The organism is Dryocola baronae, assembly GCF_051297175.1.
GTDB lineage: Bacteria > Pseudomonadota > Gammaproteobacteria > Enterobacterales > Enterobacteriaceae > Dryocola.
The window spans coordinates 1,286,382-1,302,746 of record NZ_JBINNY010000001.1; the positions used below are offsets into that span (position 1 = coordinate 1,286,382).

At 55.2% G+C, this 16,365-nt stretch carries 12 protein-coding genes; 6 read left to right on the top strand and 6 right to left on the bottom strand.

The features are described from left to right. The first annotated feature begins 7 nt into the window (after positions 1-7). The 3 genes from bamB (at position 8) to ACSPHG_RS05905 (ending at position 3,084) form a co-directional block, all read left to right on the top strand. The gene (gene bamB, locus ACSPHG_RS05895; protein WP_435952578.1) at positions 8-1,189 is read left to right on the top strand and encodes an outer membrane protein assembly factor BamB; all 1,182 of its coding nucleotides are present in this window, start codon (positions 8-10) and stop codon (positions 1,187-1,189) included. A 121-nt stretch (positions 1,190-1,310) separates the two neighbouring features. Continuing rightward, positions 1,311-2,816, top strand: a complete 1,506-nt coding sequence (gene der, locus ACSPHG_RS05900; protein WP_435952579.1) for a ribosome biogenesis GTPase Der — start codon at positions 1,311-1,313, stop codon at positions 2,814-2,816. Between the two features lie 46 nt (positions 2,817-2,862). Then, on the top strand, positions 2,863-3,084 hold the full coding sequence (locus tag ACSPHG_RS05905) for a zinc ribbon domain-containing protein (RefSeq protein WP_435952580.1): 222 nt from the start codon (positions 2,863-2,865) through the stop codon (positions 3,082-3,084). 3 nt (positions 3,085-3,087) lie between these two features. On the opposite strand, the gene xseA is transcribed toward ACSPHG_RS05905, so the two are convergent. After that, positions 3,088-4,470, bottom strand: a complete 1,383-nt coding sequence (xseA, locus tag ACSPHG_RS05910; RefSeq protein ID WP_435952581.1) for an exodeoxyribonuclease VII large subunit — start codon at positions 4,468-4,470, stop codon at positions 3,088-3,090. Between the two features lie 169 nt (positions 4,471-4,639). Between xseA and guaB the strand changes: the two genes are divergently transcribed. Together guaB and guaA are read left to right on the top strand one after the other, a co-directional pair. Beyond that, entirely contained in the window at positions 4,640-6,106 is a 1,467-nt protein-coding gene (gene guaB, locus ACSPHG_RS05915) for an IMP dehydrogenase (protein WP_435952582.1), read from the top strand. Positions 6,107-6,173: 67 nt separating this feature from the next. After that, positions 6,174-7,751, top strand: coding sequence for a glutamine-hydrolyzing GMP synthase (gene guaA / locus ACSPHG_RS05920; protein WP_435952583.1), 1,578 nt, complete (start codon positions 6,174-6,176; stop codon positions 7,749-7,751). A 133-nt stretch (positions 7,752-7,884) separates the two neighbouring features. Here guaA and ACSPHG_RS05925 read toward each other — a convergent pair whose 3' ends face one another. Then, positions 7,885-8,076 carry a YfgG family protein gene (locus tag ACSPHG_RS05925; protein WP_435952584.1) on the bottom strand — a complete coding sequence of 64 codons (192 nt, stop codon included), beginning with the start codon at positions 8,074-8,076 and terminating at the stop codon, positions 7,885-7,887. 353 nt (positions 8,077-8,429) lie between these two features. Here ACSPHG_RS05925 and ACSPHG_RS05930 point away from each other — a divergent pair, with 353 nt between their 5' ends. Beyond that, entirely contained in the window at positions 8,430-10,655 is a 2,226-nt protein-coding gene (locus ACSPHG_RS05930; RefSeq protein ID WP_435952585.1) for a bifunctional diguanylate cyclase/phosphodiesterase, read from the top strand. 54 nt (positions 10,656-10,709) lie between these two features. On the opposite strand, the gene ppx is transcribed toward ACSPHG_RS05930, so the two are convergent. The 4 genes from ppx to purM form a co-directional block, all read right to left on the bottom strand. Further along, on the bottom strand, positions 10,710-12,251 hold the full coding sequence (gene ppx / locus ACSPHG_RS05935; RefSeq protein ID WP_435952586.1) for an exopolyphosphatase: 1,542 nt from the start codon (positions 12,249-12,251) through the stop codon (positions 10,710-10,712). 4 nt (positions 12,252-12,255) lie between these two features. Continuing rightward, positions 12,256-14,316: a polyphosphate kinase 1 gene (gene ppk1, locus ACSPHG_RS05940; protein ID WP_435952587.1), complete on the bottom strand. Its 2,061-nt coding sequence runs from the start codon at positions 14,314-14,316 to the stop codon at positions 12,256-12,258. Between the two features lie 171 nt (positions 14,317-14,487). After that, complete coding sequence (purN, locus tag ACSPHG_RS05945; protein WP_435955951.1) at positions 14,488-15,129, bottom strand: phosphoribosylglycinamide formyltransferase; 642 nt, start codon at positions 15,127-15,129, stop codon at positions 14,488-14,490. Then, entirely contained in the window at positions 15,129-16,166 is a 1,038-nt protein-coding gene (gene purM, locus ACSPHG_RS05950; RefSeq protein WP_435952588.1) for a phosphoribosylformylglycinamidine cyclo-ligase, read from the bottom strand. The genes purN and purM overlap by 1 nt, the downstream gene beginning before the upstream one ends. Positions 16,167-16,365 lie beyond the last annotated feature (199 nt).

Here is a 16,365-nt window from a genome sequence, read left to right on the forward strand (position 1 = left end):
GGACCCGATGCAATTGCGTAAATTACTTGTGCCAGGGCTGATTTCTCTGACGCTGCTCAGCGGATGTTCATTGTTCAGCGGTGAAGAGGACGTCGTTAAAATGTCCCCTCTGCCAACGGTTGAAAACCAGTTCGAACCAGAAAAAGTCTGGAGTACTTCGGTGGGTAACGGGATTGGCGATTTTTACTCCAATCTTCACCCGGCGTGGCAGGACAGCAACATCTATGCCGCCGATCGTCGTGGTACCGTTAAAGCGCTCAGCGCCGATGACGGTAAAGAAATCTGGTCCGTCGATCTGTCCGAAAAAACGGGCTTTTTCTCCAGCAACCGTCCGGCATTGCTGTCCGGTGGCGTAACGGTTGAAGGTGCTCATGTTTATATTGGCAGTGAAAAGGCGCAGGTTTTCGCGCTTAACACTTCTGATGGTAGTATTGCGTGGCAAAGCAAGGCCGCCGGTGAGGTACTTTCTCGCCCGGTAGTCAGCGATGGTCTGGTGCTTGTGCATACCAGCAACGGCCAGCTGCAGGCAATGAACGAAACCGACGGCGCAGTTGCATGGACCGTTAACCTGGATATGCCTGCGCTTTCTCTGCGTGGCGAATCCGCTCCGGCTGTAGCCTTTGGTGCTGCGATTGTGGGCGGTGACAATGGCCGAGTCAGCGCGGTGCTGATGAAGCAGGGCCAGCTGATTTGGCAGCAGCGTATCTCCCAGGCCACGGGCGCGACAGAAATCGATCGCCTGAGCGACGTGGACACAACTCCGGTTATCGTTAACGGCGTGGTTTACGCGCTGGCTTACAACGGCAACCTGACCGCGCTGGATCTGCGTTCAGGCCAGGTCATGTGGAAGCGCGAGCTGGGCTCCGTGAACGACTTCATCGTTGATGCTAACCGCATCTTCCTGGTCGATCAAAATGACCGCGTTATTGCACTTAATGCCGAAGGCGGCGTTACGCTGTGGACGCAGAGCGATCTGCTGCACCGTAACCTGACTTCACCTGCGCTGTACAACGGCTACCTGGTCGTTGGCGATAGCGAAGGCTATATGCACTGGATTAACACTGACGACGGCCGCTTTGTGGCTCAGCAAAAAATGGACAGCTCAGGCTTCCAGACCGAGCCGGTTGTCGCCAGTGATAAACTGCTTATTCAGGCAAAAGACGGCACGCTGTACGCCATCAAACGCTAAACTTGCCTGATAATTAGCGAGTACGAAACGGTTCCCTAAGTCCGGGAGCCGTTTCCTGTTTTTTAGAGCGGCGCTTTTTGGCGTCGTTTGACGATGAATATTGAGTAATGAGGCTTTTATAATGGTACCTGTGGTTGCGCTGGTCGGGCGCCCTAATGTCGGAAAATCCACGTTGTTTAACCGCTTGACGCGTACCCGTGATGCGCTGGTAGCGGATTTCCCGGGGCTGACTCGCGACCGCAAGTATGGTCGTGCTGAAGTGGAAGGTCGCGAATTTATTGCTATTGATACCGGCGGTATCGACGGCACGGAAGACGGTGTTGAAACGCACATGGCAGCTCAGTCGCTGTTGGCGATTGAAGAAGCCGATGTGGTGCTGTTTATGGTCGATGCGCGCGCGGGCCTGATGCCTGCCGATGAAGCCATCGCCAAGCATCTGCGTTCTCGCCAGAAGCCTACCTTCCTGGTCGCGAACAAAACTGACGGTATGGACCCGGACCAGGCGGTTATTGATTTTTACTCGCTTGGTTTAGGTGAAATTCACCCTATTGCGGCTTCCCATGGCCGTGGCGTGACCAGCCTGCTGGAACATGTTCTGATGCCTTTCTTCGATGAAGTTAATCCGCGTGAAGCGGAAGAAGAAATCGATGAAGATGCCGCCTACTGGGCCGTGTTCAATGCCAAAAATGGCATTGTGTCTGAAGAAGACGAAGCGCTGGAAGAGGAAGAAGAGGAAGCCTTCAATCCTCAGGATCTGCCGATTAAACTGGCAATCGTTGGTCGTCCGAACGTTGGTAAGTCAACGCTCACCAACCGTATTCTCGGCGAAGACCGCGTAGTGGTTTATGACATGCCGGGCACAACGCGCGACAGCATCTACATTCCGATGGAACGTGACGAGCGCGAATACGTGCTGATTGACACCGCGGGCGTTCGTAAGCGCGGTAAAATCACCGAAACTGTCGAGAAATTCTCCGTAATCAAAACGCTGCAGGCGATTGAAGACGCAAACGTCGTGCTGCTGGTTATCGATGCTCGTGAAGGCATCTCCGATCAGGATCTCTCGCTACTCGGCTTCATCCTCAATAGTGGGCGCTCACTGGTTATCGTGGTCAACAAGTGGGATGGTCTGAGCAACGAGGTGCGTGAGCAGGTTAAAGAGACGCTGGACTACCGTCTGGGCTTTATCGACTTTGCTCGCGTGCACTTCATCTCCGCGCTGCACGGCAGCGGCGTAGGCAACCTGTTTGAGTCCGTTCGCGAAGCCTACGATAGCTCCACTCGTCGCGTGAGTACCGCGCTGCTGACCCGCATCATGAACATGGCGGCAGAAGACCATCAGCCACCGCTGGTGCGCGGTCGCCGTGTTAAGCTGAAGTATGCGCACGCCGGTGGTTATAACCCGCCGATTGTGGTGATTCACGGTAACCAGGTGAAAGACCTGCCGGATTCCTACAAGCGCTACCTGATGAACTACTTCCGCAAATCGCTGGATGTGATGGGTACGCCGATTCGTATCCAGTTCAAAGAAGGGGATAACCCGTTTGCCAACAAACGTAACACCCTGACGCCGAACCAGATGCGCAAGCGTAAGCGTCTGATCAAGCACATCAAGAAGAGCAAGTAATCAAGACGGGAGCGATGGCTCCCGTTTTCTTTTCTGAGGAGGAATGATGGAACTCACTTGTCCGAACTGCCACAAACCGCTGCAGCAGACCGACACAGCCACACATTGTCAAAGCTGCAATCAGGATTACGTGCTGGAAGCGCAATGCCCCGACTGCCACAAGCCGCTAGAAGTGCTGAAAGCCTGCGGCGCGGTGGACTATTTTTGTCAAAACGGCCACGGATTGATCTCTAAGAAACGCGTCGAGTTTGTGCCCGTTCCCCGCTAAGTTTTAGCTTTTCGCCGCAGGCTTGCGCTTGCGGACGGGTTTCGCCGGGGTCACGCCGGTGACCTGGCTTTCCACCCAACCGTCTTCCAGACGCGTTGTCAGCGTGTCCCCGGACTTCACCTGTTTAGTTTTCTTCAACACTTTGCCGTCCGGCTGTGTGGTTACGCTGTAGCCGCGAGCAAGCGTCGCCAGCGGGCTAACGGCCTCCAGCTGTGCGAGCGCCGTGCCGAAGCGCTGGCGTGTTCCGTTCAGACGAGCGGTAATCACCTGCGATAAACGGTATTCCAACTGCTGTATGCGGGTTTGCGCGCGATGGATACGCGGCTGCGGCTGCTGTTGATTCAGCCGCTGTGCCAGGCGCTGCTGTTGCTGTACCGTGCGGCGTAGCTTGCCGTCCATCGCCAGCGTCAGGCGCTGTTGCAGGCGATCCAGGGTGCTTTGCTGGCGCGCGAGACGCAGCTGAGGATGCTGCTGCTGTAGCCGATGCTGCAACCGCGTGAAAAGTTGGCTGCGCTGCGCGAGGTAGTAGTCCATCGCCATTTCCATTCGCGTTTGCTGCGACTGTATCTGGCGCAGTAATTCCACCTGATTACGACTGACAATTTCCGCCGCGGCAGAAGGCGTTGGCGCACGAACATCGCCAACAAAATCGGCTATCGTGACGTCAGTTTCATGGCCTACGGCGCTGACGATTGGGATCTGGCTTGCGAAAATTGCCCGCGCCACCCGTTCGTCGTTAAAGCTCCACAGGTCTTCCAGCGAACCGCCGCCTCGGCCAACGATCAGCACGTCGCACTCCCCGCGTTTGTTCGCCAGCTCAATGGCGCGGACGATTTGCATTGGCGCGTCTGCACCCTGCACGGCGGTTGGGTAAATGATGATGGGCAGGGACGGGTCGCGGCGTTTCAGCACATGCAAAATATCGTGCAGCGCGGCACCGGTCTTGGACGTAATGACACCGACCTGGCGTGCCGGGCTGGGCAGCGGCTTTTTGTACTGCTGCTCGAACAGGCCTTCTTCACTAAGACGCTGCTTAAGCTGTTCGTACTGCTGCTGGAGCAGGCCTTCACCCGCTGGCTGCATGCTTTCGACGATAATCTGATAATCGCCGCGCGGCTCGTAGAGCGTGATATTGGCGCGAACTAAAACCTGCTGTCCGTGCTGCGGGCGGAAGGTTACGCGGCGGTTGCTGTTGCGGAACATCGCACAGCGAACCTGAGCGGTATCGTCCTTGAGCGTAAAGTACCAGTGGCCGGAAGAGGGCTGGCTGAAGTTTGAAATTTCACCGCTGATCCAGACCTGGCCCATCTCCTGTTCCAACAGCAAACGGACCGTCTGATTAAGGCGGCTAACGGTAAAAATTGAGGGAGAATTTGCTATCGACATGTGAGCTAGATCAAATTTTAAATCAGCAGGTTATTCGGTTCATAGTACCTGCCATATCGGGTGTGGCAAGGAGTTTTCTTAAAAAAGTGTGGATGCAATCGATTCCGCTCTGTATAATGCCGCGGCAATATTTTATCTGTTCTCATTCACCCCAGGTTGAGATATTGCCATGCTACGAATCGCCAAAGAAGCACTGACGTTTGATGACGTTCTCCTTGTTCCAGCTCACTCCACCGTTCTGCCAAATACGGCGGATCTCAGCACCCAACTGACCAAAACTATTCGTCTGAATATCCCTATGCTGTCCGCAGCGATGGATACCGTGACCGAAGCGCGCCTTGCTATTGCGCTGGCTCAGGAAGGTGGTCTTGGTTTCATTCACAAAAATATGTCGATTGAGCGCCAGGCTGAAGAAGTCAAACGCGTGAAAAAACACGAAAGTGGCGTAGTAACTGACCCGCAAACCGTGCTGCCAACCACCACCCTGCGTGAAGTGAAAGAGCTGACCGAACGTAATGGCTTTGCCGGTTACCCTGTCGTAACCGAAAACTACGAGCTGGTGGGGATTATTACCGGTCGTGACGTGCGTTTCGTGACCGACCTTAATCAACCTGTCAGCGTGTACATGACGCCGAAAGAGCGTCTGGTTACCGTTAAAGAAGGCGAAGCGCGCGACGTTGTGCTTTCAAAAATGCACGAAAAACGCGTTGAGAAGGCGCTGGTTGTAGACAGCAGCTTCCATCTGCGCGGCATGATCACCGTAAAAGACTTCCAGAAAGCAGAGCGTAAACCAAACGCCTGTAAGGACGACCAGGGCCGTCTGCGCGTTGGGGCTGCCGTTGGGGCAGGCGCGGGCAACGAAGAGCGTATCGACGCTCTGGTAGCCGCTGGCGTGGACATTCTGCTGATTGACTCCTCTCACGGTCATTCCGAAGGCGTTCTGCAACGCATTCGCGAAACTCGTGCTAAATATCCCGATCTGCAAATCATCGGCGGCAACGTGGCGACCGCTGCTGGCGCACGCGCGTTGGCTGATGCTGGCGTGAGCGCGGTGAAAGTCGGTATCGGCCCAGGCTCAATCTGTACCACTCGTATCGTCACCGGCGTGGGCGTTCCGCAAATTACCGCAGTGGGTGACGCGGTTGAAGCGCTGGAAGGCACCGGTATCCCTGTTATCGCTGACGGCGGTATCCGCTTCTCCGGTGATATTGCTAAAGCAATCGCTGCGGGTGCGGCAGCCGTAATGGTTGGCGGCATGCTGGCAGGTACTGAGGAATCCCCGGGTGAAATCGAACTCTACCAGGGTCGTTCCTTCAAGTCCTACCGCGGTATGGGCTCTCTGGGCGCGATGTCCAAAGGCTCTTCCGACCGTTACTTCCAGACCGACAACGCCGCCGATAAGCTGGTGCCGGAAGGCATCGAAGGCCGCGTGGCTTACAAAGGCCGTCTGAAAGAGATCGTCCACCAGCAGATGGGCGGCCTGCGCTCCTGCATGGGGCTGACGGGCTGTGGTACCATCGACGAGCTGCGTACCAAAGCGGAATTTGTGCGTATCAGCGGCGCGGGTATCCAGGAAAGCCACGTGCACGACGTGACCATCACCAAAGAGTCCCCGAATTATCGTATGGGATCCTGATTCTTCTTCGCCCGGCTTTTGCCGGGCGATTTACATTACTGTTTCACTTGCCTCGGAATAAGCGTCAATGACGGAAAATATCCATAAACATCGTATACTTATCCTTGATTTCGGTTCTCAGTACACGCAACTGGTTGCGCGCCGCGTGCGCGAGCTGGGCGTTTACTGCGAGCTGTGGGCGTGGGATGTCACTGAAGCACAAATTCGTGAATTCAACCCAAGCGGTATCATTCTTTCCGGCGGCCCGGAAAGCACCACCGAACAGAACAGCCCGCGTGCGCCGGAATACGTCTTCGAAGCTGGCGTGCCGGTCTTCGGCGTGTGCTACGGCATGCAGACCATGGCGATGCAGCTTGGCGGTCATGTAGAAGGCTCCAGCGAGCGTGAGTTCGGCTACGCCCAGGTTGAAGTGAAAACCGACAGCGCGCTGGTTCGCGGTATCGAAGATTCACTGAGCGCCGCGGGCAAACCGCTGCTGGACGTCTGGATGAGTCACGGCGACAAAGTCACCGCCATCCCTTCTGACTTTGTGACCGTTGCCAGCACCGAAACCTGCCCGTTTGCCATTATGGCCAACGAAGAAAAACGTTTTTACGGCGTTCAGTTCCACCCGGAAGTGACGCACACCCGTCAAGGCCAGCGTCTGCTGGAGCGTTTCGTTCTGGAAATCTGCGGCTGCGAAGCGCTGTGGACTCCGGCAAAAATTATCGAAGACGCCATTGAGCGTATTCGCCAGCAGGTGGGTAACGACAAGGTTATTCTTGGCCTGTCCGGCGGCGTGGATTCATCCGTCACCGCGATGCTGCTTCACCGCGCCATCGGCGACCGTCTAACCTGTGTATTCGTCGACAACGGCCTGCTGCGTCTGAACGAAGCCACCCAGGTAATGGAAATGTTCGGCGACCACTTCGGTCTGAACATCGTTCACGTACCGGCGGAAGAGCGTTTCCTGTCCCAGCTGGCAGGCATCGACGACCCGGAAGCCAAGCGTAAAACCATCGGACGCGTGTTCGTTGAAGTGTTCGATGAAGAAGCGCTGCGCCTGGAAGATGTCAAATGGCTGGCCCAGGGCACCATTTATCCGGACGTTATCGAATCTGCCGCCTCTGCCACCGGCAAAGCGCACGTCATTAAATCTCACCACAACGTGGGCGGCCTGCCGAAAGAGATGAAGATGGGTCTGGTTGAGCCGCTCAAAGAGCTGTTCAAGGACGAAGTGCGTAAAATTGGCCTGGAGCTCGGCCTGCCGTACGACATGCTTTACCGTCACCCGTTCCCGGGCCCGGGTTTGGGCGTGCGCGTTCTCGGCGAAGTGAAGAAAGAGTATTGCGATCTGCTGCGCCGCGCCGATGCCATCTTTATCGAAGAGCTGCATAAAGCCGATCTCTACAATAAAGTTAGCCAGGCGTTCACCGTGTTCCTGCCGGTCCGTTCCGTAGGCGTGATGGGCGACGGTCGTAAGTACGACTGGGTTGTTTCCCTGCGCGCCGTCGAAACCATCGACTTTATGACCGCGCACTGGGCGCACCTGCCGTACGATTTCCTCGGCCGCGTGTCCAACCGCATTATCAACGAAGTTAACGGTATTTCCCGCGTGGTCTATGACATCAGCGGTAAGCCACCGGCAACTATCGAGTGGGAATAAGACTTTAAGGTCTTAGATAAGCATCAGCAGGCGGCCATAGGTCGCCTGTTTTTTTATTCGCCGGATCTTTTCTACGGGCGTGACAAAGCTCACTGGCTTTCAGCAGTGTTAATCACTTACTTAGAAGATTGCGTTACCGGTTGGTGGTATCCACTGACAGGCTGCTTTGCTGCGCCTCTGCCTTTTTGTCCTGATGATGATACCAGGCACCGATAGAGGAATAGACAAAACGACCAAAAAGGAAAAGAAAACTGATGAGAAGAATAATGCGGGTCATTCGACCGTTAAACCGGTGTCGTCTTCGCATACTCGTAACCTGTGTCACGCAAAAGGCCCTTAGGGTTTGCCCGACAGATGCGGGCGACAATAATATTTAGGCATAGCGTCGCCTTCAGGTCAATTCTTAAACATGTAAAAATGCGTCAGCATATTCATTTCTTATTGTTATATAAATCTTTCTTGATATTCATGCAGGGTTAGTTTTTTTTGGACAAACGAGCGTTTTTTGGTCAGTGGCCGAATGGTTTCGTGGCGAATTGATCCAAATCATTTCTTTGTGTAAAACCCTAACTAAAATCAGCACTCCGCGCCATAGTGATATGGTTTCTCTCAGTCAGGCCGGATTCCTAACTGAACATTTCCCCCAAGCAGGACTTACTGGGTTTCTGGCGACCGTTTATGCGTTTTGCGAACTGGTACGAAAAACATAAGAATAACTGGTGGGCGCTGCCTCTGATTCTGCCCGCGCTGCTGCTTCCCCTGGCGGTATGGTTCAACGCCTATTCTGTGATGGAAGGCGGTCGCGTCTTTCTGGTTTACATGTCTCTCGGGCTGATGACGTCTTTTGTCGTGATCTTCGGCTGGGCGGCGATACCCGGTATTATCCTTGCGCTGCTTATCCGCTACGTTCCTTTAAAGGGCGACGTCACCGCGTTGCTCGCTGTTGGACATTTTCTTATACCCGTCGCGCTAAGCTATGCGGGATACAGGGTATTCGTGCCGCGCCGGAATTCGGTGATGTTTGGCATTATTCATCTCACGCTTCAGCGCATGGTTTGGCTGGTGCTTATCAATTCCACTCTGTTTGTTTTTCTCTATCAGCTTGGGCTGTTTTTTGGCTGGTATGACGCCGCCTTAAGCATGGTTGCGGAAAACCCTCTCCATCCTCGCACGCTTATTAACTACCAGGCCGTGCTGGTGGGAACCTTAACCGGGATGCCGTTTTTCTACTTCATCATCCGGATGATTAGAAACCCGAGGTTTGTGGCATCTTTCTGGTCACGGATGCGCGGACAGGCACAAAATGGGGTCACAAAGACAGAAATTTCCCTCTGGCTGTGCCTCGTCGCGCTGCTGGTGACGATGCTGATGCTGCCGATTGGGGACTCCACCTCGATATTCAGAACGGACTACACGCTGACGCTTATTCTCCCGGTCATGCTTTGGGGGGCGATGCGCTTTGGCTTCCTGTTCATCACCAATTTCTGGACAGCCATACTCATTATCCTGTGCAGCGGTTTTCATAATTATTTACCGCCGGATATGGGATTTGAGCTTCACCTTGCAATAGCGTCCTCCTGCTACGCGGTGTTCTCTATCACCATCTATATGATGGCCGCTGTCACAACGCGCCAGCGTTTTCTGCATGCTAAAGCCCGGCGGGTGGCCTTTACCGATCCGATTGTTCAGATGCCGAACCTGCGCGCGCTCAATCGCGATCTAAGCCGACATCCGTGGTCCGCCATCGCCTTTTTAAGCATTCCTGAAATGGAGCTGCTGGGGCGAAACTATGGCGTGCTTTTGCGCATCCAGTACAAGCAGCAGATTGCGGAATATCTTCGCCAGGTCCTGGCTCCGGGCGAAAAGGTTTACCACCTTTCCGGCCACGACATGGCCGTGCGCCTAAACTACGAAACCCATGAAGATCGCATCGAAGAGATTGACCGCCGCGTGAAGCAGTTCCGCTTTATGTGGGACGGAATGCCCCTGCAGCCGCAGGTCGGGATAAGCTATTGCTATGTCCGGCATCCAATTACGCATCTTTATTTGCTGCTGGGCGAGCTAAGCACCATGGCCGAACTTTCTCTTACCACCTATCACCCTGAAAACCTCCAGCGCCAGGGCTCGAACCACGTTCAGAACGCGGTGAAGAACAAGGTCGCCATGATGAACCGCCTGCAGGTGGCGTTGGACAGTGGTACTTTTGTCCTCATGGCCCAGCGTATTAGGGGAATGCGCGGCGATTCCTATCATGAAATTCTGCTGCGCATGCAGGGCAACGACGGCGAGCTGTTCGCTCCAGACAGTTTTTTGCCCGTGGCGCATGAATTTGGCCTGTCGTCTAAAATCGACCGCTGGGTGCTTGAAGCCACCCTGCAGTTTATGGACGCGGCCCGTGAGCAGCTCCCCGGCTGCCGGTTTGCCATCAACCTGACGCCCGCATCCGTAAGCCGCTCGCAGTTTCCGGTGGAAGTGAAAAGCCTGCTGAAGCAGTACAACATTGAGCCATGGCAGCTGATTTTCGAAGTTACCGAAAGCAATTCGTTGACCAACCTGGAGCAGGCCAACGTCACGCTCACTTCGCTTCAACGTATGGGCTGCCGCATTGCTATCGACGATTTTGGTACCGGCTACGCAAGCTACGCGCGCATGAAAGACATCAGCGCGGACATACTGAAAATCGACGGCAGCTTTATTCGTAACGTATTAACCAGCAGCCTGGACTATCAGATCGTTGAGTCCATCTGCCAGCTAGCCCGCATGAAAAAAATGCAGGTGGTGGCGGAGTACGTTGAGAGCGAAGAGGTGCAGGACGCGGTGCAGCGCTTAGGTATTGATTACATGCAGGGATATTTAGTTGGCCGCCCGCAGCCGCTTGAGTCTTTGCTTGCTGAGAGTGAGTAAAACCGATGGAAGGCTGGTCGGGCAAAGGTTGCGCTACCCGACCGCTTAATCCTCTCAGGCCGCGACCGTCGGGCTTGCCTCTTCTTCAATCTTGAGCTTCCAGCCCGGCGTATTGTCCCAGTACTGTTGCTCCCGCTCCAGATCCAGCAGCACCAGCGTGTTCTGGCTAAACCAGTCGTGCGGGAAGCGCAGCGTCCAGTGGTTTTCGTCAGTCTCCAGCACCAGCGTCGGCGGGGTCGTAGTTGCCTGGCGCTGATTGTTGAGCAGCACGCCGAGACGCAGGATTTGAATCAGCGGCAGGAACTGCTTTTTCTTGAACAGCGTAAATCGCGGCAAATCATCGATTTTTATCGCCTTGCGATGGTAACGAACCAGCGAAGCGATGAGCATCTGCTGCTCCTGATTAAAGCCCGGCAGGTTACTGTGCTGTAGGATATAGGCCGAATGGCGGTGCAGGCCGCTGTGGTTGATATTCAGCCCCACCTCGTGCAGCATCGCGGCCCACTTCAGGAGCGCGGCCATTTGCGGATTTGCCTGCTTCGGGTTTTGTGCTTCCCACTGCTGGTAAATGTGCTCGGTGGTTTGCAGCACGCGCTTGGCCTGATCGCTGTCGATATGGTACTGATTAGCCAGACTTTGCGCGGTACGGATACGAATATCCTGATGACGGAATCGGCCTTCCATTTCGTAGAGCACCCCTTCACGCAGCGCGCCGTCGGACAGACGAAGCTCGCGGATAGCCAGTGAGTCGAACACGCCACAGAGAATTGCAAGCCCCGGTACAAACACCGCCTTACGCTCTTCGGACAGGCCGGGCAGGCTCATGGCGGCGAAGCTTTTGAACTTCAGCACTTCGTCGCGCAGCATTTCCAGGCGTTCAGGGGTGATTATGCCGTCTTTTGCGCCCATATTAACCAGCACTTCGTGAGCGGCCTTGATGGTGCCAGAAGCCCCCATTGCTACCTTCCAGCCTTGCAGACGGTACTGCCAGGAGAGATTCTCCAGCTTTTGGACGGCGGCGAGGCGCGCGCGCTTAAAGTTTTCGGGGGTGATGGTGCCCTGCGGGAAGAAATTCTGCGCAAAGCTCACGCAGCCCATCCGGCGGCTTTCGACCAGCATCGGCTCAAAGTCTTCGCCAATGACCAGCTCCGTGGAGCCGCCGCCGATATCGATTACCAGCTTGCGGCCCTTTTCCGGCTGGGTATGTTCCACGCCCATGAAAATCAGGCGCGCTTCTTCATTGCCGGGAATAATTTCAATCGGGTAGGGGATAACCTGCTCGGCGCGCTTGAGAAACTCCTCGGCGTTGACCGCCTCGCGCAGGCTGTGGGTGCCGACGATGCAGACGTTAGCTGCCGCAAAACCCTGCAGGCGTTCCGCAAAAAGCGCGAGGCAGGAAAGGCCGCGTTCCATCGCCTCTTCGCTTAACTCGTTCTCAGCGTTTAGCCCATCGGCGAGGTGAACGCGCTGCTTTAAGCGCCCGATGATTTGCATCGCGCCGTCAACCACGCGGGCAATCACCATGTGGAAGCTGTTCGAGCCGAGATCGACCGCAGCAAACTCCTGCGGCCGTGGAGCATGTTTTTTTATCGGCATAGCGTTATTCAGGTTGTTCCAGAGATTTAATGTAATCGTAGATCGCCAGCTGCGAGCGGACCTTACGGCGGTTGCCTCGCGGCACGTAGCGATTGCTGAGTTCTTTGTCGAGATAACGCGCTTTGACGGTATCGCTAAACAGAATTTCGATAATATCCAGCACCCGCTGCTTCAGGCGCGGGTCAAGCACGGCGACGGCGACCTCGATGCGGTAATCGATGTTACGCGTCATCCAGTCAGCCGAGGAGAGATAAACTTTCTTGTCGCCGCCGTTTTCAAAGATGTAAACGCGGTCATGTTCGAGGTAGCGGTCGACGATGCTGATCACACGTATATTATCGCTGATCCCTTCCAGATTCGGGATCAGAGAGCACATTCCGCGCACCAGCAGATTCACCTTAACGCCCGAGCTTGAGGCGGCGTAAAGCCTGTCGACCAGCCCTTTATCAACGAGGTTGTTGAGCTTGAGGGTTATGCCGGACGGTTCACCGTTTTGCGCATTGGCAATTTCGCGATCGACCAAATCGTAAAGCAGGCGGCGCGAGTTCTGCGGCGAAACCATCAGGTAGTCGAAGGTTACCGGGCGATAAGGGTTTTCGATAAAGTTAAACACGCGGCGCACTTCGTTGGTGATGCGCGCGTCGGCGGTCAGCAGCGAATAGTCGGTATAAAGGCGCGCGGTTTTTTCGTTAAAGTTACCGGTGCCGATGTGCGCGTAACGCACCACTTCGTCACCTTCCTTACGCGAAATAAGGAACAGCTTGGCGTGAATTTTCAGCCCCGGCGCTGAGAAGATAACGTGCACGCCCGCTTCCGTCAGGCGTTTCGCCCAGTGGATGTTGGCCTCTTCGTCAAAGCGCGCCTGCAGCTCAACCACCACCGTTACTTTCTTGCCGTTGTGCGCGGCGTGAATCATTGATTCGATGATGCGCGAGTCCTTCGCCACGCGGTAAATATTGATTTTGATGGCCAGCACGCTCGGGTCGAACGAGGCCTGGCGCAGCAGTTCCAGCACGTGCTCAAAGGTATGGTACGGATAGTAAAGCAGCACGTCGCGGTTGCGAATGGCGTCAAAGCCGTTGCGGAATTTGTCGAACCAGATATGACGCAGGCGCGGCAGCGGCTTGTTCACCAGGTTCGCCTTGCCGACGTTCGGGAAGTTAATAAAGTCTTTGAAGTTGTGGTAGCGACCGCCCGGAATAATCGAATCATAGTTAGTGATGGTCAGCTTATTGCGCAGCATCTCAACCATCGCATCGGGCATATCGCGCTGATAAACAAAGCGCACCGGCTCGGCGGTCAGGCGCTGTTTCAGGCTTGACGACATCAGCTCGAGCAGGCTGGATTCCATCTCTGTTACCAGGTCGTATTCCGCGTCGCGGGTCATTTTCATCGAATAGGCATTCAGCGCGTCGTAATCGAAGAAGCCCTTGAAAATGTCGTCCAGGCAGTAGCGCAGAATGTTGTCCAGCAGGATCATCGGCTTGCGGCGGCGCGGGGCTTCCGGCGGCAGGTTTACGAAGCGCGGGACTTTGTCAGACGGAATTTCCAGCAGGGCGTAGCGGGTATCGTCTCCGCGAATAATTTCCACCGCCAGGTAGGTGTAATCGTCTTTCAGGAACTGCACCAGATCGGTGTCGTGGTTGATCAGGATCGGTGTGATGTGCTGACGTAGGTAGTGTTTGAAGTAGTGGCGCAGCCAGTTTTGCTGGTTTTCAGAAAGCTGGCGTTCGTTAATCAGGAAGATCTGATTACGCGCCATTTCCAGCAGCAGATCGTTATACAGCCCGTCAAACTCCTGATCGGCCTTTAGCACGCGGGCCTGGATCTTATTCAGAAGATGGCGCGAGTTCGGCGCTGTTCCCTGTTCTTCGCTGATCAAAATACGCCGCTTAAGTTCGGCGAACCGCACCTTGTAGAACTCATCAAGGTTATTCGAATAGATGCCGAGAAAACGCATCCTCTCGATCAGCGGGTTGATTTTATCCGCCGCTTCCTGGAGCACACGTTCGTTAAAAGACAACCAGCTCAGTTCTTTTTCGATATACAGCTTATCCTGACCCATTAGCCCTCTCACTTGCGTTTTCGTGAACGTAAAATGCCGTCACGCTGGTCATTATGGCGAGCTTTGACGTGGATTGTCCAACAACGCCTCGCAAAGCGGGGCGTTTGAACGTTCCAGTAAGCAATTTTCGCCTGACGCAGGCATTAAAAAAGGGGCCGTAGCCCCTTAATATTACTCTTCGCAGGCATGCCCCTGCGGCGGCAATGCCTTGCCGTCAAGCCAGGCCGCGTTGCCGCGCATCTCTAAGCGGCCCTCCATAAACCAGCTGACGACCAGCGGATAAATAGCGTGTTCCTGATGCTGCACGCGGGCGGTAATGTCATTTTCGTCGTCGCCGTCGAACACCGGAATTTTCGCCTGCAGAATAACCGGCCCGCCGTCCAGTTCGTCGGTGACGAAATGAACAGAAGTTCCGTGCTCTTCATCACCGTTATCCAGAGCCTGGCGATGCGTGTGCAGGCCGGGATATTTAGGCAGCAGGGAAGGGTGGATGTTGATCAGGCGACCGGAATAGTGCGCGACAAATTCCGGGCTAAGGATACGCATATAACCGGCGAGCACCACCAAATCCGGGGCGTAGGCGTCGATTTCATGCATCAATTCACGGTCGAACGCCGCGCGGTCGGCAAACTGGCTGGCGGCGAGCGCATGTGCCGGGATGCCCGCCTCGCGTGCGCGCTCAAGGCCAAACGCGTCGGCCTTGTTGCTGAACACCGCGGCAAGGGTGCCGTTAATCTTTTTTTGTTGGCAGGCGTCGATAATCGCCTGAAGATTGCTTCCGTTACCGGAAACCAGCACCACAATGCGTTTCATCACTCAATAACCACGCGCTCATCGGAGTCAGAGGCTTTGATGATACCGATTTTCCAGGCGTTTTCACCTTTGGCCTGCAGCGAGGCAATCGCTTTGTCCGCTTCGGCCGCAGGCAGGGCAATCAGCATGCCCACGCCGCAGTTAAAGGTGCGGTACATTTCGTGGCTGCTGATGTTGCCGGCTTTTTGCAGCCAGTTGAACACAGCTGGCCACTGCCATGAAGACGCGTCAATAACGGCCTGTGTGTTATCCGGCAGCACGCGCGGGATGTTTTCCCAGAAGCCGCCGCCGGTCAGGTGGGCGATAGCGTGCACGTCCACTTCGCCAATCAGCTCAAGCAGCGGTTTGACATAAATGCGGGTCGGCTCTAACAGGTGATCTGCAAGCGGTTTGCCTTCAAGCTCGGTGGTCAGCGGGTCGGCACCGCTGACTTCCAGCACTTTACGCACCAGAGAGTAGCCGTTGGAATGCGGGCCGCTTGAGGCCAGAGCAATCAGCACGTCGCCGTCGGCCACTTTAGAACCGTCGATGATTTCTGATTTTTCGACCACGCCAACGCAGAAGCCCGCTACGTCGTAATCTTCGCCGTGGTACATGCCGGGCATTTCAGCGGTTTCGCCGCCGACCAGCGCACAGCCAGACTGTAGGCAGCCTTCGGCAATGCCGGTGATGACGCTTGATGCGGTGTCCACGTCCAGCTTGCCGGTCGCATAGTAATCAAGGAAGAACAGCGGCTCGGCGCCCTGAACAACCAAATCGTTAACGCACATGGCGACCAGGTCAATGCCGATTGTGTCGTGACGTTTTAAATCCATGGCCAGACGCAGCTTGGTGCCTACACCATCGGTGCCGGACACCAGCACGGGCTCGCGATATTTCTGAGGCAACGCGCACAGCGCACCGAAACCGCCCAGTCCACCCATCACTTCCGGGCGGCGGGTCTTTTTCACTACGCCTTTAATTCTGTCGACCAGAGCGTTACCAGCATCAATATCAACACCGGCATCTTTGTAGCTGAGAGAGGTTTTGTCGGTCATGGTTCAAGTTCCATCGGTTGGCCTGGAATAAAATCGCGGCAATTCTAACAGTGCAGGCAAACGTTTGCGAGCCTCTTGTTATGCGGTCAGAAATATTCTTGAGATATACTCATTCCAGTCTGGTTGATCTCGATCAAGCCCATTAGCGGTGGCTACGCTGCGAAAAAGCGGTATAATCCGGCGATTTTTTTTGTGGACG

Bases quoted from the DNA above. Each gene is read 5' to 3' on its own strand.
- bamB (WP_435952578.1), top strand. From the start codon at position 8: ATGCAATTGCGTAAATTACTTGTGCCAGGGCTGATTTCTCTGACGCTG.
- der (WP_435952579.1), top strand. From the start codon at position 1,311: ATGGTACCTGTGGTTGCGCTGGTCGGGCGCCCTAATGTCGGAAAATCC.
- ACSPHG_RS05905 (WP_435952580.1), top strand. From the start codon at position 2,863: ATGGAACTCACTTGTCCGAACTGCCACAAACCGCTGCAGCAGACCGAC.
- xseA (WP_435952581.1), bottom strand. From the start codon at position 4,470: ATGTCGATAGCAAATTCTCCCTCAATTTTTACCGTTAGCCGCCTTAAT.
- guaB (WP_435952582.1), top strand. From the start codon at position 4,640: ATGCTACGAATCGCCAAAGAAGCACTGACGTTTGATGACGTTCTCCTT.
- guaA (WP_435952583.1), top strand. From the start codon at position 6,174: ATGACGGAAAATATCCATAAACATCGTATACTTATCCTTGATTTCGGT.
- ACSPHG_RS05930 (WP_435952585.1), top strand. From the start codon at position 8,430: ATGCGTTTTGCGAACTGGTACGAAAAACATAAGAATAACTGGTGGGCG.
- ppx (WP_435952586.1), bottom strand. From the start codon at position 12,251: ATGCCGATAAAAAAACATGCTCCACGGCCGCAGGAGTTTGCTGCGGTC.
- ppk1 (WP_435952587.1), bottom strand. From the start codon at position 14,316: ATGGGTCAGGATAAGCTGTATATCGAAAAAGAACTGAGCTGGTTGTCT.
- purN (WP_435955951.1), bottom strand. From the start codon at position 15,129: ATGAAACGCATTGTGGTGCTGGTTTCCGGTAACGGAAGCAATCTTCAG.
- purM (WP_435952588.1), bottom strand. From the start codon at position 16,166: ATGACCGACAAAACCTCTCTCAGCTACAAAGATGCCGGTGTTGATATT.